The 23,084-nt window shown below is 54.7% G+C and carries 18 protein-coding genes; 15 read left to right on the forward strand and 3 right to left on the reverse strand.

The window, feature by feature from the left end:
• Positions 1-97 precede the first annotated feature (97 nt).
• From alaS to NQZ67_RS13135, 11 genes are all read left to right on the forward strand, one after another.
• Positions 98-2,731 carry an alanine--tRNA ligase gene (alaS, locus tag NQZ67_RS13085; protein WP_306812840.1) on the forward strand — a complete coding sequence of 878 codons (2,634 nt, stop codon included), beginning with the start codon at positions 98-100 and terminating at the stop codon, positions 2,729-2,731.
• Positions 2,732-2,783: 52 nt separating this feature from the next.
• Positions 2,784-3,047 carry an IreB family regulatory phosphoprotein gene (locus NQZ67_RS13090; protein ID WP_119601942.1) on the forward strand — a complete coding sequence of 88 codons (264 nt, stop codon included), beginning with the start codon at positions 2,784-2,786 and terminating at the stop codon, positions 3,045-3,047.
• Between the two features lie 23 nt (positions 3,048-3,070).
• On the forward strand, positions 3,071-3,487 hold the full coding sequence (gene ruvX, locus NQZ67_RS13095) for a Holliday junction resolvase RuvX (RefSeq protein WP_257446183.1): 417 nt from the start codon (positions 3,071-3,073) through the stop codon (positions 3,485-3,487).
• A gap of 8 nt (positions 3,488-3,495) precedes the next feature.
• A complete protein-coding gene (locus tag NQZ67_RS13100; RefSeq protein WP_257446185.1) occupies positions 3,496-3,792 on the forward strand; it encodes a DUF1292 domain-containing protein in 297 nt (98 codons plus the stop codon).
• Positions 3,792-4,103 carry a DUF1292 domain-containing protein gene (locus NQZ67_RS13105; RefSeq protein ID WP_257446189.1) on the forward strand — a complete coding sequence of 104 codons (312 nt, stop codon included), beginning with the start codon at positions 3,792-3,794 and terminating at the stop codon, positions 4,101-4,103. The genes NQZ67_RS13100 and NQZ67_RS13105 overlap by 1 nt, the downstream gene beginning before the upstream one ends.
• Before the next feature lie 295 nt (positions 4,104-4,398).
• Entirely contained in the window at positions 4,399-5,529 is a 1,131-nt protein-coding gene (gene mltG / locus NQZ67_RS13110; protein ID WP_257446191.1) for an endolytic transglycosylase MltG, read from the forward strand.
• A gap of 16 nt (positions 5,530-5,545) precedes the next feature.
• Positions 5,546-6,478, forward strand: coding sequence for a peptidase U32 family protein (locus tag NQZ67_RS13115; protein ID WP_257446194.1), 933 nt, complete (start codon positions 5,546-5,548; stop codon positions 6,476-6,478).
• A gap of 26 nt (positions 6,479-6,504) precedes the next feature.
• Positions 6,505-7,761: a peptidase U32 family protein gene (locus NQZ67_RS13120; RefSeq protein WP_257446196.1), complete on the forward strand. Its 1,257-nt coding sequence runs from the start codon at positions 6,505-6,507 to the stop codon at positions 7,759-7,761.
• Between the two features lie 432 nt (positions 7,762-8,193).
• Positions 8,194-10,251 carry a methyl-accepting chemotaxis protein gene (locus tag NQZ67_RS13125; protein WP_306812856.1) on the forward strand — a complete coding sequence of 686 codons (2,058 nt, stop codon included), beginning with the start codon at positions 8,194-8,196 and terminating at the stop codon, positions 10,249-10,251.
• Positions 10,252-10,429: 178 nt separating this feature from the next.
• Entirely contained in the window at positions 10,430-12,637 is a 2,208-nt protein-coding gene (locus NQZ67_RS13130) for a methyl-accepting chemotaxis protein (RefSeq protein ID WP_257446200.1), read from the forward strand.
• 148 nt (positions 12,638-12,785) lie between these two features.
• Positions 12,786-14,606 carry a peptidoglycan D,D-transpeptidase FtsI family protein gene (locus NQZ67_RS13135; RefSeq protein WP_257446202.1) on the forward strand — a complete coding sequence of 607 codons (1,821 nt, stop codon included), beginning with the start codon at positions 12,786-12,788 and terminating at the stop codon, positions 14,604-14,606.
• A gap of 47 nt (positions 14,607-14,653) precedes the next feature.
• Here NQZ67_RS13135 and ytvI read toward each other — a convergent pair whose 3' ends face one another.
• Positions 14,654-15,823, reverse strand: coding sequence for a sporulation integral membrane protein YtvI (ytvI, locus tag NQZ67_RS13140; RefSeq protein ID WP_257446204.1), 1,170 nt, complete (start codon positions 15,821-15,823; stop codon positions 14,654-14,656).
• A 185-nt stretch (positions 15,824-16,008) separates the two neighbouring features.
• Between ytvI and NQZ67_RS13145 the strand changes: the two genes are divergently transcribed.
• Entirely contained in the window at positions 16,009-17,418 is a 1,410-nt protein-coding gene (locus NQZ67_RS13145) for a polysaccharide deacetylase family protein (RefSeq protein ID WP_257446206.1), read from the forward strand.
• Positions 17,419-17,511: 93 nt separating this feature from the next.
• On the opposite strand, the gene NQZ67_RS13150 is transcribed toward NQZ67_RS13145, so the two are convergent.
• Together NQZ67_RS13150 and ilvD are read right to left on the reverse strand one after the other, a co-directional pair.
• Positions 17,512-17,814: a hypothetical protein gene (locus tag NQZ67_RS13150; RefSeq protein ID WP_257446209.1), complete on the reverse strand. Its 303-nt coding sequence runs from the start codon at positions 17,812-17,814 to the stop codon at positions 17,512-17,514.
• A 92-nt stretch (positions 17,815-17,906) separates the two neighbouring features.
• Entirely contained in the window at positions 17,907-19,592 is a 1,686-nt protein-coding gene (gene ilvD, locus NQZ67_RS13155) for a dihydroxy-acid dehydratase (RefSeq protein ID WP_257446211.1), read from the reverse strand.
• Positions 19,593-19,843: 251 nt separating this feature from the next.
• On the opposite strand from ilvD, the gene NQZ67_RS13160 reads away from it, so the two are divergent.
• From NQZ67_RS13160 to NQZ67_RS13170, 3 genes are all read left to right on the forward strand, one after another.
• Positions 19,844-20,551, forward strand: a complete 708-nt coding sequence (locus NQZ67_RS13160; RefSeq protein ID WP_257446213.1) for a response regulator transcription factor — start codon at positions 19,844-19,846, stop codon at positions 20,549-20,551.
• Entirely contained in the window at positions 20,529-21,650 is a 1,122-nt protein-coding gene (locus tag NQZ67_RS13165) for a sensor histidine kinase (protein ID WP_257446215.1), read from the forward strand. Before NQZ67_RS13160 ends, NQZ67_RS13165 begins: the two co-directional genes overlap by 23 nt.
• Before the next feature lie 334 nt (positions 21,651-21,984).
• Positions 21,985-22,935, forward strand: a complete 951-nt coding sequence (locus tag NQZ67_RS13170; protein WP_257446219.1) for a D-alanyl-D-alanine carboxypeptidase family protein — start codon at positions 21,985-21,987, stop codon at positions 22,933-22,935.
• Positions 22,936-23,084: the final 149 nt, after the last annotated feature.

A 23,084-nucleotide genomic window follows, 5' to 3' on the forward strand; every position in this document is an offset into this window, starting at 1 on the left:
TTTCGTCCCTGTCATTGACAGGGGCTTTTTTAATTTCTAAGAGTTTTTTTTGAACCCTATCGGTCATTAGGCCCATAATTCAGGAGGTATAGCGAAGATGAAAGCAAGCGAAATCAGATCCAAGTGGCTGCAATTTTTCGAGGAGAAAGGTCATGCCATCGAGCCGAGCGCGTCGCTCGTCCCGCATAACGATCCGTCATTGCTATGGATCAACGCCGGCATGGCGCCGCTGAAGCCGTATTTCGACGGCCGCGTCGTTCCCGAGAATCCGCGCATCGCGAATTCCCAGAAGTGCATCCGTACCAACGATATCGAGAACGTGGGCAAGACGCGCAGACATCATACGTTTTTCGAAATGCTGGGCAACTTCTCGATCGGCGACTATTTCAAGGAAGAAGTTATTACATGGGCTTGGGAATTCCTGACCGACAAGAAATGGATCGGCTTTGACCCGAACCGCCTGTCGGTGACGGTCTATCCGGAGGACGAGGAAGCATTCCGCTACTGGAACGAGAAGATCGGCCTGCCGGCGGAGCGGATCTATAAGCTGGAGGAAAACTTCTGGGATATCGGCGAAGGCCCTTGCGGTCCTTGCACGGAGATTTTCTACGACCGCGGGGACAAGTACGGCGATCTGTCGGATCCGGAATGCTGGCCGGGAGGGGAGAACGAGCGCTTCCTGGAAGTATGGAACCTCGTATTCTCGCAGTTCAACCATAACAAGGACGGCAGCTATACGCCGCTTCCGAACAAAAACATCGATACCGGCGCCGGGCTGGAACGTTTCGCTTCCATTCTTCAGGACGTCGATTCCAACTTCGATACCGATTTGTTCCGTCCGATCATCGACCGCACCTGCGAAATCGCTGGCGTACGCTACCATGTGAACGAAGAGCATGACGTGGCGCTCAAAGTGATCGCGGACCATATCCGCACGGTCGTGTTCTCCGTAGGCGACGGCGTGATGCCGTCCAACGAAGGCAGAGGCTACATCATCCGCAGGCTGCTGCGCCGCGCGGTGCGTTACGGCAAGAAGCTGGGCGTGGACCGTCCGTTCCTGCACGAGCTGACCTCCGTCGTCGGAGACGTCATGGGCGTCTACTATCCGGAAGTGGTGGAGAAGCGGGAATTCATCGAGCGCGTCATCCGCACGGAGGAGGAGCGCTTCCACGAGACGCTGACCGAGGGATTGGCTTTGCTGGCCGACGTGGTCGCAACGGCGGAGAGCGCGGGCAGCAAGCAGATCGCCGGAGCGGACGCGTTCCGCCTCTACGATACGTACGGCTTCCCGTTCGACCTGACCGAAGACTTCGCCGCGGAGCACAGTATGACCGTGGACCGGCAGGGCTTCGACGCGGAGATGGAGCTGCAGCGCGAGCGCGGACGCGGCGGACGCCGCGATACCGGCAGCATGAAGGTGCAGGGCGGCCCGCTGTCCGAGCTCACGGTTAAAAGCGAATTTGTTGGCTATAATGAAGGGATAACAGAGTCCCATATTACGGCAATCGTGCTCGGCGACGAGCTGGCTCAGGAAGCGAACGAAGGCGACGAAATCCTGCTGCTGCTGGATCAGACCCCGTTCTACGCGGAGAGCGGCGGACAGGTTGCCGACAAGGGACTTATCACGGGCGATACGTTCGCCGTTCGCGTCAAGAACGTAACAAAAGCGCCACACGGCCAGACCGTTCATCACGCGGTTGTCGAATCGGGTACGCCTGCCGTCGGCGCCAAGGCGAAGGCCGCGATCGACAAGGCGGCTCGCGAGGATATTATCAAAAACCATACGGCAACCCACTTGCTGCACAAAGCGCTGAAGGAAGTGCTTGGCGATCATGTCAATCAGGCGGGCTCTCTTGTCGAGAGCGAGCGCCTTCGCTTCGACTTCTCGCATTTCGGCAGCGTGACGCCGGAGGAGCTGGCGGACATTGAACGCCGCGTGAACGAACAGATTTGGCTCGGCACGGATGTGGACATTTCCAATAAATCGCTGACGGAAGCGAAAGCGATGGGCGCAATGGCCTTGTTCGGCGAGAAGTACGGCGACGTCGTGCGCGTCGTGCGAGTCGGCGACTACAGCCTGGAGCTGTGCGGCGGCTGCCACGTCCGCAACACGTCCCAGATCGGCTTGTTCAAGCTGCTGGGCGAGAGCGGCATCGGCTCCGGCGTTCGCCGCATCGAGGCCGTAACCGGCAAGCATGCTTACGCGTATTACGAGGAGCAGATGGAGCTTCTGAAGCAAGCGGCGGCTTCGCTCAAATCGAATGTAGCCGACGTGCCGAAGCGGGTCGACAGCCTGAACGCGCAGCTGAAAGAACTGGCACGCGAGAACGAATCGCTGCAGTCGAAGCTCAGCCGCATCGAAGCCGGTTCCCTGGAATCGAAGGCGGTCAAAGTCGGCGACGTGACGATTCTGAGCGCCCGCGTCAGCGCGCCTTCGATGGAAGCTCTTCGCGGCATCGTCGACGAGCTGAAAGCGAAGCTGGGCTCCAGCGTGATCGTGCTCGGCGCGGCAGGCGAGGACAAGGTGAACCTGGCTGCGGCGGTATCCGCGGACCTCGTGAAGAAAGGCTTCCATGCCGGCAATATCGTGAAGGAAGCGGCGATCTTGTGCGGCGGCAACGGCGGCGGCCGTCCGGATATGGCCCAAGCAGGCGGCAAAGACGTGTCCAAGCTGGACGAAGCGCTCAAAGTTGCGGAAGAACTGGCTGTCGGCAAGGCGAATGTGATATAGTAAATCTAGGCAATATCTAAAGGGATGGTTTTTGGAAAGCGAGGTGCTGTTGATGAGTTCTATGGACCAAACAATGAAGTTTAACGTGAAGGCGGAGGGGGTGGAGACTTCTTCTGGGGATATTCTGCTGAAGGTGCATGAGGCGCTTCTGGAGAAAGAATATAACCCGATTAACCAGATCGTTGGGTATTTGCTGTCCGGAGATCCCGCGTATATACCGCGGCACAACAACGCCAGAAGTTTAATTCGCAAGAAAGAACGAGACGAATTGATCGAAGAGCTTGTCCGGTTCTATCTGCAGCACAAGAATCAGTAAAGTAAGGGAGCCGGACGCGAGAGATGAGAGTTATGGGGATTGATTACGGGGACCGTAATATCGGCATTGCGGTAAGCGACGCGTTCAGATGGACGGCTCAAGGCCTCACGACCGTTGAGAAACGGCGCGACGGCGGAGAGCTGGACCGGATCGCGGAGCTTGCCAAAGAGCACGAGGTTTCCGAAATCGTAGTGGGTTTGCCGAAGAACATGAATGGATCCGTCGGCCCGCGTGGAGAAATTTGCATCGCATTTGCCGAGCAGATTGGGCAGAAGCTAGAAATACCAGTTCACCTTTGGGATGAAAGGCTGACAACGGTAGCTGCCGAGCGAACGCTCCTGGAAGCGGACGTCAGCCGGAAGAAGCGAAAGCAAGTCATAGACAAAATGGCCGCAGCGCTCATTTTGCAAAATTATCTCGATTCTAATACGAAAAGGTGAGGGTAACGATGACAAAGGACGACATGCAGTTCGAAGAGCCGGAAATCATTTACATTCCGGATGAAGAGGGCAACGAAGAAGAATTCGAGGTCATCATGAAATTCGAGGTAGATGGTTCGGATCAGAAATATATGATGGTCGTGCCGCTCATCGGCACGGATGAAGAGGAAGACGAGGTTTACGCGTTCCGCTACGAAGAGGAAGGCGACGATCTCAAGCTATACACGATCGAAGACGAAGAAGAGTGGAATATGGTCGAAGAAACCTTCAACACGCTTCTCGGCGAGATGGAGGACCAGGACTAATGCCAGACGCGGAACAGCAAACGCCGGTTAGACTGAACAGGCTGCAGGAATTGTTCGGCGGCGAGATCGAGCTGGTGTCCGAGGACGGCACGGCGGAATCCTACCGCATCAAGGCGGAGTTCCAAATCGGCGGAAAGCAATACGCGGCGATTCAGAACGATGCTATGCGGGCCGAGGACGAGGTCGAATTCCTTCGCATTCGATTGGAGGACGGGGAACCGCATCTGGAATCCATCGAGGATGACGAAGAATGGGAGAACGCCTCCGAAGCGTATGACGATATGATGTTCGCGGGAGACGAACGCCCGTAGGACGCGACATTCTCATAGTGGAACCAAAAGGGCGGCTTGCAACCGCTCTTTTTTTCGAGTATATGATCGTATAGGGAATTCGTATAAAGTGAATGTTCAAAAAACCAGTTTTCAGCACCGAGAAGGTTGAATGAAGCTAGGAAGTGAGGAGCGGAGCGTAGCTGGAAGCTACGTGAGCACCGGAAGTTCCGGCTGAATTCAAGATTCGATGTCGAATTAGCTTCAGGGGGGGCCTCGTGATCAAAATTGGTTTTTTGAACTACCTTGCAGAAGGAATTTTGTAAAAGAGGGTGCGATGAGGTTGGATACGACTGAGGAGAGTCAGAAGCAGAATAAGAAGAGGAAACGCCGGAAACAACAAGGGCCAAGACGCTGGCTCATCAATTTGTGGGTTGCGGTCAGCCTGCTTGGCATCATGGCCATTGTAGCGGGCGGCGCCGGTTTCTATGTATGGAACAGTTTGCAGCCTACGTCTAAGGGCGAGGCCAAAGAGATTACCATTACGCGCGGTATGTCCGCCAATTCGGTTGCGGATTTGCTTGAAGAGAACGGCATTATTAAAAACGGATTCGTATTTAGTTACTATTTGCAGTTGAAGGACGAAGGCTCGCGCTTTCAAGCCGGCACCTACCAGCTGTCCCCGGGCATGGACAATGCCTCGATTATCGCGAAATTGAACGCGGGCGACACGATCAAGGAAGAAACCATTAAATTCACGATTCCGGAAGGACTGACCGTTCTGCAGATCGCCGATAAACTGGCTGCGGAAGGCATTGTAGATAAAACGAAATTTCTCGAGCTGGCGGAGACGAGCCGCGCATGGGGAGATGCCGAAACGGTTCGGAGCATCCCGGAGAACGCGGCGCTTCACAAACGGCTTGAAGGCTACCTGTTCCCCGAAACGTACGAAATGAAAAAAGGCAGCACGGAGGAAGACATCCTGATCCGTATGCTAACCGAGACGGACCGCAAGCTGGGCGCTTTGCCAGACGATTGGCAAGCAGCTCTGGAAGCTTCGGGCCGCACCATGCACGAAATATTGACGATCGCTTCCCTCGTCGAGCGGGAGGTCGTAGTCGACGAAGAGCGCGCGCTTGTCGCCGGGGTCATCTATAATCGGCTGCAAGAGCCGATGCGTCTGCAGATCGACGCGACCGTGCAATACGCTCTGGATGCGCCGAAGGAAGTGCTGTCGTTGTCGGATCTGGAAATCGACAGCCCTTATAACACCTACAAGATCGACGGGCTGCCTCCCGGACCTATCGCGAGCCCGAGTCTGGCATCGATCGAAGCCGCGCTGTATCCGGCGGACACGAATTACTTGTTCTATGTAACGAAGAAGGACGGCTCGCAAACGCATCTGTTCGCGGAGACGTTCAAGGAGCATCAGCGGAATATCGCGAAGAGCGAGCAAGCCGCACAATAAGCAAAGGAGATTTATCATGGTTTACAAACCCGAGCTTCTGGCAACGGCTTCTTCCCTTGAAGAGCTGACAAGACTTATCGAAGCCGGCGCGGACGCTTTCGTTATCGGGGAAGCCCGTTACGGTACGCGTCTAGCCGGCGAATTCAAGCTGGATATGATCAAGGAAGCCGTTGCGATCGCGAAACCTCGCGGAGTGCGCATCTACGTCGCGGCGAACAACCTGATGGATAACAAAACGCTTGAGTCGCTGCCCGCATACATCGCGGGCTTAAGCGAAGCGGGGGTCGACGCGATCGTGTTCGGCGATCCAGCCGTGCTTATGGCGGCCAAAGAGCACGCTCCGGGAATCGGACTGCATTGGAACGCCGAGATGACGTCGACGAACTATGCGACGGCCGAATATTGGGCGCGCAGGGGCGCGACTCGGTTCGTCCTGGCCAGAGAGATCAACATGGAGCAGATCGAAGAAATAAAGGCGAAATCCAAGCTGGAGCTTCAAGTGCAGGTTCACGGCATGACGAATATTTATCATTCCAAACGTTCTCTCGTCAACAGCTATTTGGACCACCAAGGCCGCGAGCAATCCGGCAGGGAAGTCGAACTGGACCGAGGATTGTATTTAATGGAGGCCGAAAGACCGAATGAGCGGTTTCCGATCTACGAGGACGCGAACGGCACTCATATTATGAGCTCGGACGATATTTGCATGCTCGAGAACCTTCATGAGCTTCTGGTAATTTGTGCAGACAGTCTGAAAGTAGAAGGCATATTGAAATCTATCGAGTATAATGAAGTAGTCGTGCGCGCCTATCGGCAAGCGATCGACGCTTATCTAGCAGATCCGGAAGCTTATGAATTCCGCGAGGAATGGCTGGATCCGATACGAGAAGTGCAAGACCCAAATCGGGAGCTGAGCTTCGGATTTTTCTATAAGGAACAAGTGTATTAACGGATAGGAAAGCAGAGGTGTGAGCGATGACATCAGGCACTAGAACGGCACCGCGTTATCAAGGCAAACGATATCGGCTGGACAAGCCGGAGCTGCTGGCGCCGGCCGGCAATCTGGAGAAGCTGAAGTTCGCGATTCATTACGGGGCGGACGCCGTGTATATCGGCGGACAGAAGTACGGCCTTCGTTCCAATGCCGATAACTTCAGCTTCGAGGAAATGAAGGAAGGCGTCGAGTTCGCGAACCGTTACGGAGCCAAGGTATTCGTGGCGACGAACATATACGCCCACAACGAGGATATCGACGGGCTGGAGGATTATTTGCGAAATCTCGAAGAGGCCGGCATCTCCGCGATTATCGCGGCGGACCCGATCATTATCGAGACGGCGCAGCGCGTGGCGCCGAAGCTGGAGGTTCATCTCAGCACGCAGCAGTCCACGATGAATTGGCAGGCCGTGAAGTTTTGGAAGGACGAGGGGCTTCCGCGCGTGGTGCTTGCCCGCGAGACCAGCTTCGAGGAAATCGAGGAGATCAAAAAACACGTCGATATCGAAATCGAAGCGTTCATTCATGGCGCGATGTGCTCCTCCTACTCGGGCAGATGCGTATTGTCCAATCACTTCACGGACCGCGATTCCAATCGCGGCGGCTGCTGTCAATCATGCAGATGGAAATACGATCTGTTCCAAGATAACGCGCCGATGAACGAGCAGGGCGAAGATCAGTTTACGATGGGCTCCAAAGACCTGTGCATGATCGATTATTTGCCGGAGCTCATCGAAGTTGGCGTGGACAGCTTCAAGATTGAAGGCCGGATGAAAAGCATTCATTACGTGGCGACCGTCGTTAACGTATATCGCCAAGCGATCGACGCTTATTTCGCGGATCCCGATAACTACGAGGTAAAGCCGGAGTGGATCGAAGAGATGAACAAAGCGGCGAACCGCCCGCTTAATACGGGTTTTTTCCTGGATACGCCGGGAGCGGAGGATCACATCTACGGGCCCGAGGAGAAGGCGGCGCCTTATGATTTTGCAGGAGTCGTGCTAAGCTACGACGAATCCTCGGGATTTGCGACGGTACAGCAGCGCAATCATTTCAAGCCCGGTCAAGAGGTAGAGTTCGTTGGTCCGGGAGGGACGTTCTTCAAGCAGACCGTGACGGAGCTTACGGATTCGGATGGGAATGTCCTCGACGCGGCCAGACATCCGCTCCAGCACGTGCGCATTCGCACGCTGAAGCCGGTTAAAGCTATGGATATGATGAGAAAGCGGATCCGCTAATCGAATAAAGCCTGCGAAGAGAGCCCTGTCTTTGAGAAGACAGGGCTCTCTTTCCATCAGGAAAAAGGTCGCGGAAACTCTCGCCCATGAGGCATGCGAAATAGGACATTCGGCGGTCTGTCAAGTAGTGTTTTTTTCGCCATATGAATTGACAAGCCAGCCTCTATATCAAATAATAGAACTATTAGTTAGACAGATTTCGCCACATTTCGAGCAAGCTGGAAGAAGCTTAGGCATGACCAATTTGAAAGGCGGGTGCTATCCCAGGTGGCCGAGAAAGAAAAAAAATCATGGAAGACATTATTCAAGAAGAACGCTGGCGGGAAGCAGCAAAATGAAAACGTTACCAAGAAAAAAATGGGTGAATCATGGTTGAAAGGCGGCAAAGCGGTTGCGTCCACGGCGAAAGCGGCTTCCTCCGCTTTTGAAGGCATGAACTGGACCAACCCGTTCAAGTCGGTTGGCATCAAGCTGTTCATCGCCATCTTCGCCAGTATTCTGGCGTGCGTGTTGACAGTAGGCCTGTTGGCCTATTCGGAAGCGAAGTCCCTTGTGGAGAAGAAAGTGTCCGAAGCAAGCTTGCAGACTATAACTCAAGTAGCAGATAACCTGGATATCATCTTTAAAACATATGAAGATCTCAGCCTGCAAATATTAATAGATAAAGATTTCCATACTCTAGTCAGCGATATGTCAAGCGGCGAGGACGACTTCGCGAGATTCGAGGCTTCCCGCAAGCTTAACGATAAGATGCAGGCCTATACGCTCGGGAACAGCACGATCAAGGGCATCATGCTACTGCCTGTCGGGGAAAATAATAGTCTGCCGGTATTGACGACCGGAGGGTCGCAAATGTCCCGCGCAAAGGCTCTGATGGAATCCGAGTGGTTCAAACAGTCGGTCGAGCTTAATGGGAAAGTATTATGGCTGGCGCCGCAAGAGGGCGGTCTGTCGCTCGACTCGTCGACGCCGACCTTCGGAATCAGCCGCCTGCTGAAGGATTCCGTCTCCAGTCAAGCAAGCTATCTGCTTCTGTTCGAGATGGAAGTGAATTCGCTCAAAGAACGTTATGCGGAGGTTGTGCTTGGAGACGACAGCCAGATCAGCATCATCGATCAGGCAGGCAATTACGTTGTCCACGGAGATCCCGCGCTTATCCGCCAAGCAAGCGGCCTTCCGCTGCCGACAGAAGGCAGCGAAGCGAAGCACGGTTCGAAGAAGGTAGACACCTCTGACCGCGGGGAAGCGCTTGCGGTGTACCAAGGCTTCGAATCCATGGATTGGCGGCTTGTCGGAACGATCCCGGTGAACGAGCTCGTCAAGGACGCGAACTCGATACGCACGTTAACTTGGATTACGGTAGCCGCGGCGGCGGTTCTCGCTATCGGCATTGGCGGGATCATCATCGTGACGATCGCGAAGCCGCTGGTGCAGATATGTTCCCTCATGATGGAAGGCGCTCGCGGCAATCTCACGGTCCGATCGACGATTCGGAAGCGCCAAGACGAAATCGGCACGCTCAGCACGAGCTTTAACGAAATGATGGAGCAAATTACGGCACTCGCGCTTCAGACGACGCGATCCGCGGAGCAAGTGCTTTCCACGGCTTCCGATTTGACGGACGCGTCCCGCAAAACCTCTGCTTCCGCCAAAGAAATCGCGGTGGCGACCGAAGAAATCGCCAATGGCGCGACTAGCCTTGCGGTTGAAGCAGAGAAGGGCAACGAGCTGACGGGGCACATCAACGAACAAATGCAGCAGGTGATCGAAGCCAACAGCGAGATGGTCGAGTCCGCATCCAAGGTCGAGAACGCAAGCAAGCAGGGCACGACCTATATGAGCAGCCTGATCCAGAAGACCGCCGCAACCGAGCAAATGACTCGTTCCATGGTGGAGAAGGTGGACGCGCTGAAGGAAAGCACGGGCTCCATCGTCAAAATTTTGGACGTGCTTAACAGCTTAACGAAGCAAACGAACATTCTTTCTCTTAACGCAACGATAGAGGCGGCGCGCGCGGGAGCGGCCGGCAAAGGCTTCATGGTCGTGGCGGACGAGATTCGCAAGCTGGCGGACCAATCCCGTCAATCCATCGATGTCGTAGCCAAAATCACGGAAAAAATCCGTTCCGAAATCGATGAAACCGTACATGTCCTGTCGGATGCGTATCCGCTCTTCCAAGAACAAATTCATTCCGTGAAGGAAGCGAACGAAATATTCGTCAGCGTACAGGAGCAAATGAGCCAATTCGCGCATCGACTGGACGGCGTGACGAGCTCCGTCAGCAGACTGGACGAGTCGCAAGCGGTAATGGCCGAAGCGATGACGAACGTCAGCGCCGTCGCGGAGGAGGCTTCCGCAACATCCGAGGAAGTGGCATCGCTCAGCAGCGAGCAGCTGAGTATCAGCGAAAATCTAGTCGAACTGTCGGAGAAGCTGGATGCCGTATCCCGTGGGCTGTCGGAGTCGCTGTCCCGATTCAAAATCGAATAAATACGAGCGTCCCGCAAGCCGAAGCCGAACCGTCATTCCGGTTCGGCTTTTTTTTATGGTAACTATTATGATATCACGGAGCGGTGTCGATAAAGTAACTATTATTCTTTTTTTCGGCTGCTCTATGGCTCGGTATGGCCTGGGACAGCACAATTCAGCTAAGGCGGTGTTTTGCAGCATGTCAGACTTGAAGAATTGGGGAAACAAATGGAAGAGAGGTCAATCAGCGTTCAAAAAGAAAGCGGTTAAATTCGTGGAACGTTGTGCGCCGATTGCCCGAAAAGCCGGAAGAGGCGCCATCAACGCCGTACACAGGACGGCGGCGACTCTAAAACGCACTCCCCTTTCCGTTCTGGTCAAGTCGGTAGGGACCAAGCTATTCGCCATCAATTTCATCAGTATCATCGTATGCGTATTGACGGTAGGATTGATCGCTTACTCCCAGTCGAAAAGTTTGATCGAAAAAAACGTGTCGGAAGCCAGCTTTCAGACCGTCAACCAAGTGACAAGCAATCTAGACAATGTGTTCCAAAGCTATGCGGATTTAACGCTTCAGGTATTGATCGATAAGGATATCATCGATAACTTGAACACGATCGTCAAGTCGGAGGACGATTTCGATATTCTGCAGGCGAACCGACTCATTTCGGAGCGGCTGTCCAACTACGTCATGGGCAATAAAACCATTACGGGAGCGGCGCTTGTTCCGAGCAACCCGGACAGATCGCTGATTACGGTCGGAAGCAGGAACAGTAAAAAGGCCGCAGAGCTTTCGAGTACCGGCTGGTTCAAGGGCACGTTGGAGAAGGAGGGGCGCGTTTATTGGATCGAGCCTCAGGAAGGCGGCATCATCGCATCCAGCGCGACCGACTCCGTCGCGATCAGCCGTACGATCAAAACGTCTTACGAGAAAGAAGCCTTTGTCCTCGTCATAGAGATAAACAGCAAATCTCTCGTTGAGCAGTACAGCAATGTGCAATTCGGCGATAAGAGCACTTTATCGATCGTGAACGGCGCCGGCCAATATGTTGTGAACGCTGATTATAGCTTGATCGGCCAGCCGCATATCGTAAGTCTTCCCGCGGAGGGCGACAAAGCCGCGCAGGGCAGCGAGAAAATGAAAACGGCAAACGGCGACAGTGTGCTCGCGGCCTACCAAACCTCCGAGCAGTCGGGATGGCGGTTCGTCGCAACGATTCCGGTTAAACAGCTGGTCGAGGATGCCGAAATTATTCGAAGCTTGACTTGGCTCATGGTGCTTCTTGCAGCCGTCATCGCGATCGCAATCGGATACCTGGTCGTGCGCACGATCGCGCAGCCGCTCGTTACGCTTCGCAACTTGATGGTGGAAGGCTCCAACGGCAATCTAACGGTCCGCTCGACGCTCCGAAACCGTACGGATGAGATCGGCGAGCTATCCGATAGCTTTAACGAGATGATGTCGCAAATAACCGAGCTTGCCAAACAAACGACGCGTTCGGCGGCCGATGTGCTGCAAACGGCAACCGATCTGACGGATGCCTCCCGGAAGACGGCGATTTCGGCCAAAGAAATCGCGGTCGCGACGGAGGAAATCGCAAACGGCGCGACAAGCCTTGCCGTGGAAGCGGAGCGTGGAAGCGACATAACGTCCCATATGAACGATCAGATGAAGAACGTCATCGATGCGAACGGTCAGATGGCGGGATCGGCGGTTTCCGTCGAGAAAGCGAGCGAGCAAGGAACGGCGTATATGGGCCAGCTCATTCAGAAGACGGGCATGACCGAAGAGATGACCAGATCGATGGTGGAGAAGGTCGACGCGCTCAAAGAAAGCACGGGTTCGATCGTCAAAATCTTGGACGTGCTGAACAACTTGACCAAGCAAACGAACATTCTGTCATTGAACGCCACGATCGAAGCGGCACGAGCCGGCGTCGCCGGGAAGGGATTTATGGTCGTAGCGGACGAAATACGCAAGCTTGCGGATCAATCGAGACAGTCCATTGACGTGGTAGGCCGGATCACGGCCAAAATTCAAGGCGAAATCGAAGAAACGGTACGGGTGCTGTCGGAGGCGTACCCGTTGTTCCAGGAGCAAATACTGTCCGTTAGGGAAGCGAATCAGATTTTCTTGACCGTTCGCGGCCAAATGGGGCAGTTCGTCGAGAAGCTGGAGCTGGCGACGAATTCGATCAACGAGCTGAACCAGTCGCAGACGGTATTGTCCGACGCGATGACAAGCGTAAGCGCGGTAGCGGAGCAGGCTTCGGCCACATCGGAGGAGGTCGCCTCGCTTAGCAGCGAGCAGCTGGGCATAAGCGAAGGGCTGGTCGTCTTGTCCGAGAAGCTGGATGCCGTATCGAAAGGACTTCAGGAGTCGCTTTCGAAATTTAAAGTCGAATAATAGGAACGAGGCGGTTTTCCCGTTAATAGAGACGGGAAGCCGTCTCTTTTTGTGCACCGCGCCGAACGTTTGAAGGAGCGCCCCTATCGGCAACACTAGGAACAGATGAGATGTTTCTTGCTGGTTGCGAAGGGAGTGCTTTCAGGTTATGGCCAAGAGAATATTTGCCGCGGGTTTGCTGATTTCCCTTGTCCTGCTGCTGTTTGTCGGGAGATTGGCCTGGCTGCAGCTGCTTCCCGGCCATTTGCCTGCTCACGCTCCTGCGCCGGGCGGCAGAGACGGCTGGAAGCGAATGGCGGTCGTACAGCGCCAGAGAAGCATGGTGCTAGATACGGGTAGAGGCGATTTCGTGGATCGTTACGGAAAGCCTATTACGGGAGAAACCTATTCCGCCCTGGCCATGTTCCCGGTCCGTCCCGACACCCGCGGCGATCGGGAGCAATTGCATGCGCTTGCTTCCGTGCTTGAGGTTACGCCAAACGAGCTGCAATCGCGTTGGGACGCTTTGGAAGCGCCCGGGTTTTGGCACGACGGTGACGAAGAAACGCCCATGCGGCTGACCAAGGATCAAGCGGATGCCATCGAGAAGCTGAATGTGGAAGGCATTCGCGTCCTTCCATACCGGAACCGTTATATCAGCAGCTTCGACGCCAAGCATTGGATCGGGTTCACGAGCGAGCATCCGGAGTGGCTAGAGGCGAAGCATCCGGACGACCTGAAGGCGGGAAGGCGCAAGCTTTCGGAGCAAGTCGGGGGATCGGGGCTCGAGAAGTCGCTCGACAGCCTGCTTCACGGGATCGGACAGACCTCGGTTTCTTATTACATGGATGCCCGCAACGCGCCGCTGCATGGCTTGGACCTCCGGGTCAGGCAGCCTCGCAACCGCTATTATCCGCTTCAAGTCGTAACGACGATCGATCTGGAGCTACAAAACAAGCTTGAAGCTTATGCCGATCGAATGGGGCTCTCGGAAGGCGCGATTGTCGTATTGGACACGCGTAATGCGGATATCGCGGCGATGGTGTCGAGACCTAAGCTACACCCCGGACAATTTTTATCGGCGGACGGCAGCGAATGGGAGAATCATGCGATTAAGGCGGTGGAGCCCGGCTCGATCTACAAGCTGATTACAGCTGCCGCCGCGCTGGAGCACCGCGTCGCCGGCCGCCATGAAACATTTCATTGCGATGGGGAATACGGCAAATACGGATTATCCTGCTGGAAAGAAGGCGGTCATGGAGACCTTAGCATGGAAGAGGGGATTGCCCAATCCTGCAACATTGTTTTTGCGACGCTGGCTGAGAGGCTGAGAGCGGAGGAGCTGCAGAGAACGGCGGAATCGTTAGGCGTGCTGGAGCGGGTCGGTTGGCATCATGACCGGGCATTCGGTCCGTTCGCCCATCCGCTTCGGCTTCTGGAGGAGGAGGAGGAGGGCAAGCTCTTCGTCGATCCCGGACACGCGGACGGAGGCGTAATGGCGCAAAGCGGCATCGGACAGCGAGACGTGAGAATGACGCCACTGCAAGCGGCGAACCTGATCGTCACGCTGCTGCATAGGGGAGCTGTCATGGAGCCAAGGCTTGTCAGCGAGATCCGTTACGCATCGGGCGAGAGCATGGTCAAGCTGAAGCCTCGACATGCGGAGCAGTCGTGGGGAAGAATCGGAGGCGGTACTGCCGATATTCTCTTAAGAAGCATGGAAGCGGTCACCGATCATGGGACGGGCTCATCCATCCGGAGGGGAATATGGACGGTTGCGGGGAAATCGGGGACGGCCGAAGCCCTCCGGAGCGGGAGGTATCTCAATCATCAATGGTTTGCCGGATATGGTCCGACCGATTCGCCTCGTTACGCGATCGCGGTGCTCGCAGCGAACCGTCCGATCGGCAGCGGCCATCAAGCGACGAAGCTGTTTCGAGGCGCCATGGACATCGCGGCCGAGCTGGAAAGCGGCAAAAAAGGCTCCTAATGACTCTTCAATAAGAAGAGCATAGGAGCCTTTTTCATTGAAAGGGCCTATTCGGCGCTATCGGACTTTGGTTTCCCGACGATGCCATCGTCCATCATTGCGTTCTCGTCTTGCGACGCGACGGGAGAATCGTATTCGTCCACAGGCGTCCGAATCCATCGGTGGAAGTAGCCTTGGTCGTAAAGCGACTTCACGAGAATGACCAGAATCGGCGAGATGATAACGCCGGCAACGCCGAACAACGAAAGCGAGATGATCATGAAAGAGAGCATCGTGAAGGCCGATACGCCAAGCGAATCGCCCGTTATTTTTGGTTCGAGAATCTGCCGCGTCACGATGACGACGAGCAGCAAGGCCGTCAGCCAAACGCCAAGCGACACGTTGCCGACGATGAACAAGTAGATAATCCATGGAATGAACAGCGTGCTTACGCCGAGCAGCGGCAGGACGTCGAAGATCGCCGCGACAACGGATATGACGAACGCGTTCTCGACGCCCAGCAAAATCAAGGCGATCAGGATGACGATGAACGTAATGCTGATCATTTTGAGCTGGGCCTTCAAATAGGTGGCAATGCCTCTAAAGACGTTGTCCCGCAGGAAAAAGAACGCATTCTTGAAGGTGCGGGGCGTCTTTTCGTTTGCCGTGCGTTTCCAGGTTGTAATTTCGATGCTTAAGAAATAAGCTAATACAATGCCAAGCACGAAGTTGAACAGGAAGCTGGAGAAGGAAGAGACGGAACCAATGAGCCAAGTGATGAAGTGGTCCGCCCAATTCTTTAACGTATCCGTTGCTCCGGCGATTAAATTTTTGGTTTCTTCCGATAGATTGACGTCATTCGGCAGACGATCGAGCTGCGTCTCGAGCTCCGCGGTCAGATTGCCGATTTGCTCGGCGAGCACTTTCTGGTATGTAGGGAAGTTCTTCATCAAGGATTCGCCTTGATTCTTGATCAGTACGGCGGCGCCGGACAATGCGCCCAAGATGACGAGCGTAAACACGACGACGGAGATGCCCGAAGCGATCGATTTCTTGACGCCCCATCTGTTCAGAAGCTTCGCCAGCGGCTCGATCGCCATGAAGATAACGAATCCGAAAAAGATCGGGGTGGCAATCCGGTATACAAAGCTGAACGCGAACATGATCAGGTAGACCGTCAATGCGATGAGCGCGATGTCGAAAGCGGTTCTCCAATATTTTTTGTAAAATGGCAGCAAGCTATTCCCTTCCCTTCATTCCTTCGATTCGATAAATGATTGGTCGTCTTTCCATTAAGATTGTACTATAGTTTTTACGAATTGTGCCTATTTTTTATGAGAATATGCTACAATTAGAGGTATTGTTATTGTTCAGAACCGCTGATCAATCATCGACCAATTCATAAAACGGTGGGGAAAACAAAATGGAAAATTTGTTATTATGGGGATTTTATGTCATGACGTTCTACGCGTTTCTCCCTGGTCTGATCAGCCGCACGTTCGGCTTTCGGGTATTCAAGAAGGGACGCGTTCATAAGGAAATCGCTTTGACGTTCGACGACGGACCGGATCCGGTCTATACGCCCCAGCTGCTCGATTTGCTGGCCAGATACAACGCCAAAGCGACGTTTTTTGTTGTCGGCTCGCACGCGGAAGGGCAGGAGGAGCTGCTTCGCCGCATGCGTGAGGAAGGACATATCATCGGTATTCATAATTATGTCCACAAATCGAATTGGGTTATGCGCCCTAGAACCGTAAGGCGCCAGATCGAGCGGACGAACGCCGTAATCGAGAGCGCGACGGGAGAGAAGGCGGTCTATTATAGGCCGCCGTGGGGAATCGTCAATTTGTTCGATTATTCCAATCTAGGTTATTTGCACATTATCTTGTGGTCGGCGATGTTCGGCGATTGGCGCGAGAAGGTTGGCGCCGAACGTTTGAAGCGCCGCATGATGAAGAAGATGAGACCCGGCGAAGTATTGCTGCTGCATGATTGCGGCAACACGCTCGGCGCGGACAAGGATGCTCCGCGCAACATGCTTATTGCCTTGGAAGCTTATATGGAGGAAGCGACGAAGAAAGGATATACGTTCGTCGGCATTGACGAGATGATGAAGCTGACGGATGCTTTCCGGGCGACGCGCCGGTCGTTCTTCAAGAGGGCGATCATTTCGATGTGGCTGTTGTGGGAAAGCGCGTTTCATCTCGTATTCCGCCTGAAGAAGGTTGGCGAGGCGGAGGTTCCCGCGTTCCATTACCGAGTGACGACTTATACCGGAGAAAACGTGCAGCTCGCCAGCGGAGGAACCGTCGAGAAGGGCGACAGAATCGCGGAGCTTCACTTCGATAACCGCATGCTGTCGGGCATCGCGGCCGACTCCAAGTCGCCGCTCGCGACCGGCATCCGCATGCTCCGCGAAGTGGAGCGGGCGCTTCCGCTTCTGGCTGACCAGCTGGCAAGCGATCCGGACGCCCAGCATATTAAGGCGGTTTACGGGGTTACCATGGTTCACCGGGGCGCGGATCGGCTAGGCTTCGAGATCTTCCAGCTGCCCGAAGGATTGTTCGCCAAATCTACGCGCATCTATCTGAAGCTGCTGCTTAAGGTGCTTACCAATTCGAAGCAATACAGCCATGGACGCAAGAGCAAGGACCGGAGCGATGCGATATCGCCGCGCATGGTGCTCATGCCGGTGCAGAAGCTTCTCACTTACGCTACGGTGCAGACACGGATGGTGAAGGAAGAAGTGGAGCGGGTCGCGGAGACGGTGGACCGGGTGCTCGGCGGAGCGGCGGACGAGGCTTCGATGGGGACGAAGACGACAGCTTTCTAAAAAAAAAGATTGATACCGATCCAATCGGTCTCAATGAATAAGCCGGTTTGCTGCCCGCGACAAGCGGGAAGGCAAACCGGCTTTTGATTGCGTCTATAAAAATGAGAAGATGAATTTCACGACGGCGAAGAAAATGAAAGTCCAGGGATCGCCGCCTTGCAAGACAACAGGTTCTTTGTTAAACGATATTCCCCAGTCGCCCGACAATATCCGTCTGTGCTTTGGTTCATCTCCAGGCTCGCCTAGACCGTAATAATCCGCCAGCCTTTTTTCGATCTCGTCTTGATCCGACTCGTTATGCGCCTGCTCGGGGACGGAGTCCGCTTGGACAGCTTGAATAGGCATAGTTAAAAGCAGGAGTGCAATGCATAACAAACAGGAAACAAATTTCAACACAGGCAGTAATGCTCCTTAAAAAGTAAATGGGCCAATCGATAATTCAGTCGAAAAAAAGAGGGCAGCCGGATGGCTGCCCCTTACTTGTAAGACTACATCTTCATAACGCCGCCCGTGCTGGCGGAAGTTACGAGATGAGCGTAACGCGCCAGGTAGCCGCGTTTGATCTTAAGCTCGAAGCCCGGCCATTCGGCGCGGCGCTTCTCGAACTCTTCGTCGCTGATGAGCAGGTCCATCGTGCGGTTGTTCATATCGATCTCGACGATGTCGCCGTCGCGTACGAACGCGATCGGTCCGCCTTCGGCTGCTTCAGGAGAAGCATGGCCGATGCTGATGCCGCGGGAAGCGCCGGAGAAACGTCCGTCCGTAACGAGAGCGACTTTGGCGCCGAGGCCCATGCCGACGATTTGGGACGTTGGAGCCAGCATTTCCGGCATGCCCGGTCCGCCCTTCGGTCCTTCGTAGCGGATAATAACGACATGGCCTTCCTTGATCTTGCCGCCCGCGATGCCCGCAAGCGCTTCGTCTTGGGAGTCGAAGCAGATGGCAGGGCCTTTGTGGTAGCCGCCAACCGATTTGTCGACTGCGCCGGTCTTAATGATCGCGCCGTTCGGAGCCAGGTTGCCGAACAATACGGCCAGACCGCCGCGCTCCGTATGCGGATTGTCGATAGGGCGAATAACGTCGTAGTTCTGAATTTCGCAGCCTTCCACGTTCTCGCGAAGCGTCTTGCCGGTTACGGTGATACAATCGCCGTGCAAAGCGCCTTCCTTCTTCAGCAGCTCGTTCAGAACCGCGCTAACGCCGCCGGCGTTGTGCACGTCCTCGATGTGCCAGTCGGATGCCGGAGCGATCTTCGCCAGATGCGGCACGCGCTCCGCCACTTCGTTAATGCGCTCGATCGGATATTCGATGCCGGCTTCGTGAGCGATAGCCAGCGTATGAAGAACCGTATTCGTGGAACCGCCCATCGCCATGTCCACCGCGAACATGTTGTCGATCGCTTCTTTGGTTACGATGTCGCGAGGCTTCAGGCCAAGCTCGATCAGCTTCATCAGCTGACGCGCGGATTCCTTGACGAATTCCTTGCGCTCAGGCGATACGGCCAGAATCGTGCCGTTGCCCGGCATCGCGAGACCCATCGCTTCCGCGAGACAGTTCATGGAGTTCGCCGTGAACATGCCGGAGCAGGAGCCGCATGTCGGACAGCCGTATTGTTCGAGCTCAAGAAGCTGCTCGTCGTTGATTTTGCCTGCTTGGTGAGCGCCTACGCCCTCGAACACGCTGGAGAGGGAGATCGAACGTCCGTCGGACGTCTTGCCGGCCTTCATCGGGCCGCCGCTTACCATAACGGTCGGGATGTTGACGCGGAGCGCGCCCAGCATCATGCCTGGCGTAATCTTGTCGCAGTTCGGGATGCAGACCATGCCGTCGAACCAGTGCGCGTTCACGACCGTCTCGACGGAATCCGCGATAATCTCGCGGCTCGCGAGCGAGTAGCGCATGCCGATATGGCCCATCGCGATGCCGTCGTCCACGCCGATGGTGTTGAATTCGAACGGAACGCCGCCGGCTTCGCGGATCGCTTCCTTCACCAGCTTGCCGAATTCCTGCAAGTGAACGTGCCCGGGCACGATGTCGATATAAGAGTTGCACACCGCGATAAACGGTTTGCCGAAATCCTCGTCTTTGACGCCCGCTGCGCGGAGCAAGCTGCGGTGAGGCGCGCGGTCGAAGCCTTTTTTGATCATGTCAGAACGCATTCTTTTGGCCGCCATAAATATTGTACCTCCTCATAAATAGTCGAAATGCATCGCTTTCGACGCTTATAACGTTATCGCATGAATACTCATAATATTATCATAATGGACAGGCGTTGGCTATATGAGGCCATTTCCCCTAAAGGCATGATCTTCTTTAAAAATATCTTAAAAATGGCTTAAGCTTTGTGAATTCATGCTTCCGCGCATTACGCGGGACCGTTCGATCATGTATAGTAGAAGCATCGGACAGAAGGAGAGGGATTAAAGTGGAACGGCGAGTGCTTATCGTGGACGACGAGCGGGAGATCGCGGAATTGATCGAAATCTATTTGAGAAACGAGGGCTTCCAGACGGAGGTCGCCTTGGACGGCGAGGCCGCGATCGAAGCGTTCGAGCGGCAGCCTGCGGATCTGGTTATTCTCGATATCATGATGCCCAAGCTGGATGGACTGGAGGTTTGCCGCCGGCTGAGGAAGGAGCATCACGTGCCGATTCTGATGGTCAGCGCGAAGACGGGAGATATGGACAAAATTATGGGGCTCATGACGGGGGCCGACGACTATATGGCGAAGCCGTTTAATCCGCTTGAGCTGCTTGCCCGGGTGCGGTCGCTGCTGCGCAGATCGTATCAATACAGCAAGCCGGCCGAGAACGGCGGAGGATTCGGCGGCGAAGGGAAAGAGCTTCGGCTCGGCGCGCTGCGGATCGACAAGCTCAGCCATTCCGCCGATGTGGACGGCCGCCCGCTGCATCTGACGTCGACGGAATTCGGCATCCTCCATTTGCTGGCGGGACAGCCCGGCCGCGTGTTCAGCGCGGAGGACATTTTCCAGCAGGTGTGGAAAGAGAAATATTTCGAATCGAACAATACGGTAATGGTGCATATCAGCAAGCTGAGGGATAAGCTGGAGAAGGAGCTCGGCGAGAAGCTGATCGTGACCGTCTGGGGGGTTGGCTACAAAATTGAAGGATAACATCGTGTCCAGACTCGTATTCCGATCGATCTTGAACGTTATTATTAGCGCGGTGGTCGCGCTGATCGCGTTAGCCATTCTATTCGTCGTCAGCTTGTTTTTGTCCAGCAACGTCAGCTTTTTTTATTTTTTGCGGGATATCGGCAACTTGGTTGTCAATGGAACGCCTGGCGGGCTCGGACTGTGGTTCATTTGGATCGTCTTGTTCTTCGGCTGCTTCCTGCTGCTTCAATGGCTCCTGTTCAGCTCGATCGGCAAGATCAACGATACCGTCAAGCAAATCGCGGAGGGCAGGCTGGAGCTGAATCACCGGATCAAGGTGAGCAGGGGTACGGCGTTCGGCGTTCTTGCGGGCAACGTCAATCAATTGACGGAACGGCTTCTTCATGCGCTCGAAGAGGAGCGCAAAGCGGAGCAGGCCAAAAACGAATTGATTACGAACGTCTCCCACGATCTGCGTACGCCGCTTACGTCCGTTGTCGGCTATCTCGGCCTCATCGAGCAGGATCGATACCGGGACGAAGTGGAGCTGCGCCATTATGTCGGCATCGCGTACGAGAAATCGCAGCATCTGCATACGCTGATCAACGATTTGTTCGAATATACGAGAATGCGCCACGATACGGTCGCGATGCATCTGGAGCCAATTAATTTGGTTGAGATGCTGGGCCAGCTGCTAGTCCAATATCATATGCCGCTAGGCGAGGCCGGCATGAAGGGCGAGCTGCACGCGGCGGAGAAGACGGTCATGATCCGGGCGGATGCCCCGAAGCTTGCGCGGGTGTTCGAAAATTTAATCTCTAACGCGATGAATTACGGTAGGGAAGGCAAACGAATCGACGTCAGCATAAGGACCTTCGAACGAACGGCCGTCGTGGAGGTCGTGAACTACGGGGAGCCGATCTCGGCGATTGATCTGCCTCATATTTTCGATCGTTTCTATCGGGCCGACAAGTCCAGGACGCGATGGTCGGGGGGCTCGGGACTCGGTCTGGCCATCTCCAAGAGCATCATCGAGAAGCACAGGGGAACGATCGAAGCCGGCAGCAGCCCCGAAAGGACGATTTTCCGCGTATCGCTTCCATTGATGCCTTCTTGATTTTCTGGTGATTTTTAAGGTTGTTGATTGTTTTCCGTTTTTCATATAAATAAAAGTTCATAAGCATGGCTTTCAGCACCGAGAAGTTTGGATGAAGCTAGAAACTGAGAAGCGGAGCGTAGCAGCGCTACGTGAGCATCGGAAGTTTCGGCTGAATTCAAAATTCGACGTCGAGAAGGCTGCTATGAGAAATCTTCGTGATCAAAGTCATGTTTATGAACCTCATCTTAAAAAAGAATTAAGAGATTTTTATGATTGCGTTAGGGTCTCCTTAAGCTAAACTCCCTATACTCGAAAGAGAGAAAGGCGAGCTGCGCGGAAGGAGACTTTATTCATGAGAGGGTCAATGGTTGTACGAGAAAAACCGAAATACGGATTAAGATTCCTATTCGCCGCGTTAATTGCGGCTGTGGTATATGGAGCAGGGGCATGGGCGAAGGAAGCGATGGAGCCGAAGGCGCCGCCGATTCAATCGACCGCCGCATTCCTCATCGACGCGGATACGGGCGAGGTACTATACGCCAAAAACGCCGACGTGCCGCTGCCGCCCGCCAGCATGTCCAAAATGATGACGGAGGTCATCGTGCTGGACAGCATCCATGAAGGCGCGCTTCAATGGGGTGACTTGGTAACCGCGAGCGAGTACGCGGCGCAAGTGCCGGGGGCGGGGATGGGGCTGGCCCAGGGAGACGTATTGACGGTGCGCGAGCTGTTCGACGCCATGGCGATCCATTCGGCGAACGACGCCGCCGTGGCTCTCGCGGAGCATGTCGGCGGTTCGGAGGCGGCTTTCACGGAGCGGATGAACAGGAAGGCGGCCAAAATAGGACTGTCGGACGGAGCCGTGTTCGGTAACGCGACAGGGCTTTCCCGAACGGATATTTTGCCATTCGAAGGGGCTTCGGCGGCTACGGATACGCTTCTGTCCGCGAAAGACACGGCTATGCTCGCCGGCTATCTGATCGGGAAATATCCGGAGGTGCTGGAGGTAGCGAGCCGCAGCAGCGTCAAGGTGTCCACGCAGGGGCAGGCGCTTGCCGCAACGAATTTGATGCTGGCGAACCAGCCCTTCGAGTACTCGGGCAGCGACGGTCTCAAAACCGGTTACACGCCCGATGCGGGCTATTGCTTCACGGGCACGGCGAAACGGGACGGCAAGCGGCTTATCTCGGTAGTCATGGGCGCGGAAAGCAAAGATTCCCGGTTTGTGGAGACGATGAAACTGTACGAGCTTGGCTTCAGCAGCAGCCCTGGTGAAGATTTGAAGGCGGCGCTAGAGTTTTAAGAGGAGTTTTGATCGTTTATCATGTCACATAAATGTAACACAAAAGACCTTTTATTATGCGGAAAAGGTCTTTTTTTTGCAAATATTATGTAATATAATCTAACATAATCAGACGGCAGTAAGAAAATTTTTAGCCAAATGGAAGGAGA

The sequence above is a fragment of the Paenibacillus soyae genome (assembly GCF_024623455.1).
GTDB classification, from domain to species: domain Bacteria; phylum Bacillota; class Bacilli; order Paenibacillales; family Paenibacillaceae; genus Pristimantibacillus; species Pristimantibacillus soyae.

What these genes read in the sequence shown, in the direction of transcription:
- alaS (WP_306812840.1), top strand. Translation starts at nt 98, where the DNA reads ATGAAAGCAAGCGAAATCAGATCCAAGTGGCTGCAATTTTTCGAGGAG.
- NQZ67_RS13090 (WP_119601942.1), top strand. Translation starts at nt 2,784, where the DNA reads ATGAGTTCTATGGACCAAACAATGAAGTTTAACGTGAAGGCGGAGGGG.
- ruvX (WP_257446183.1), top strand. Translation starts at nt 3,071, where the DNA reads ATGAGAGTTATGGGGATTGATTACGGGGACCGTAATATCGGCATTGCG.
- NQZ67_RS13100 (WP_257446185.1), top strand. Translation starts at nt 3,496, where the DNA reads ATGACAAAGGACGACATGCAGTTCGAAGAGCCGGAAATCATTTACATT.
- NQZ67_RS13105 (WP_257446189.1), top strand. Translation starts at nt 3,792, where the DNA reads ATGCCAGACGCGGAACAGCAAACGCCGGTTAGACTGAACAGGCTGCAG.
- mltG (WP_257446191.1), top strand. Translation starts at nt 4,399, where the DNA reads ATGAGGTTGGATACGACTGAGGAGAGTCAGAAGCAGAATAAGAAGAGG.
- NQZ67_RS13115 (WP_257446194.1), top strand. Translation starts at nt 5,546, where the DNA reads ATGGTTTACAAACCCGAGCTTCTGGCAACGGCTTCTTCCCTTGAAGAG.
- NQZ67_RS13120 (WP_257446196.1), top strand. Translation starts at nt 6,505, where the DNA reads ATGACATCAGGCACTAGAACGGCACCGCGTTATCAAGGCAAACGATAT.
- NQZ67_RS13125 (WP_306812856.1), top strand. Translation starts at nt 8,194, where the DNA reads ATGAACTGGACCAACCCGTTCAAGTCGGTTGGCATCAAGCTGTTCATC.
- NQZ67_RS13130 (WP_257446200.1), top strand. Translation starts at nt 10,430, where the DNA reads ATGTCAGACTTGAAGAATTGGGGAAACAAATGGAAGAGAGGTCAATCA.
- NQZ67_RS13135 (WP_257446202.1), top strand. Translation starts at nt 12,786, where the DNA reads ATGGCCAAGAGAATATTTGCCGCGGGTTTGCTGATTTCCCTTGTCCTG.
- NQZ67_RS13145 (WP_257446206.1), top strand. Translation starts at nt 16,009, where the DNA reads ATGGAAAATTTGTTATTATGGGGATTTTATGTCATGACGTTCTACGCG.
- ilvD (WP_257446211.1), bottom strand. Translation starts at nt 19,592, where the DNA reads ATGGCGGCCAAAAGAATGCGTTCTGACATGATCAAAAAAGGCTTCGAC.
- NQZ67_RS13170 (WP_257446219.1), top strand. Translation starts at nt 21,985, where the DNA reads ATGAGAGGGTCAATGGTTGTACGAGAAAAACCGAAATACGGATTAAGA.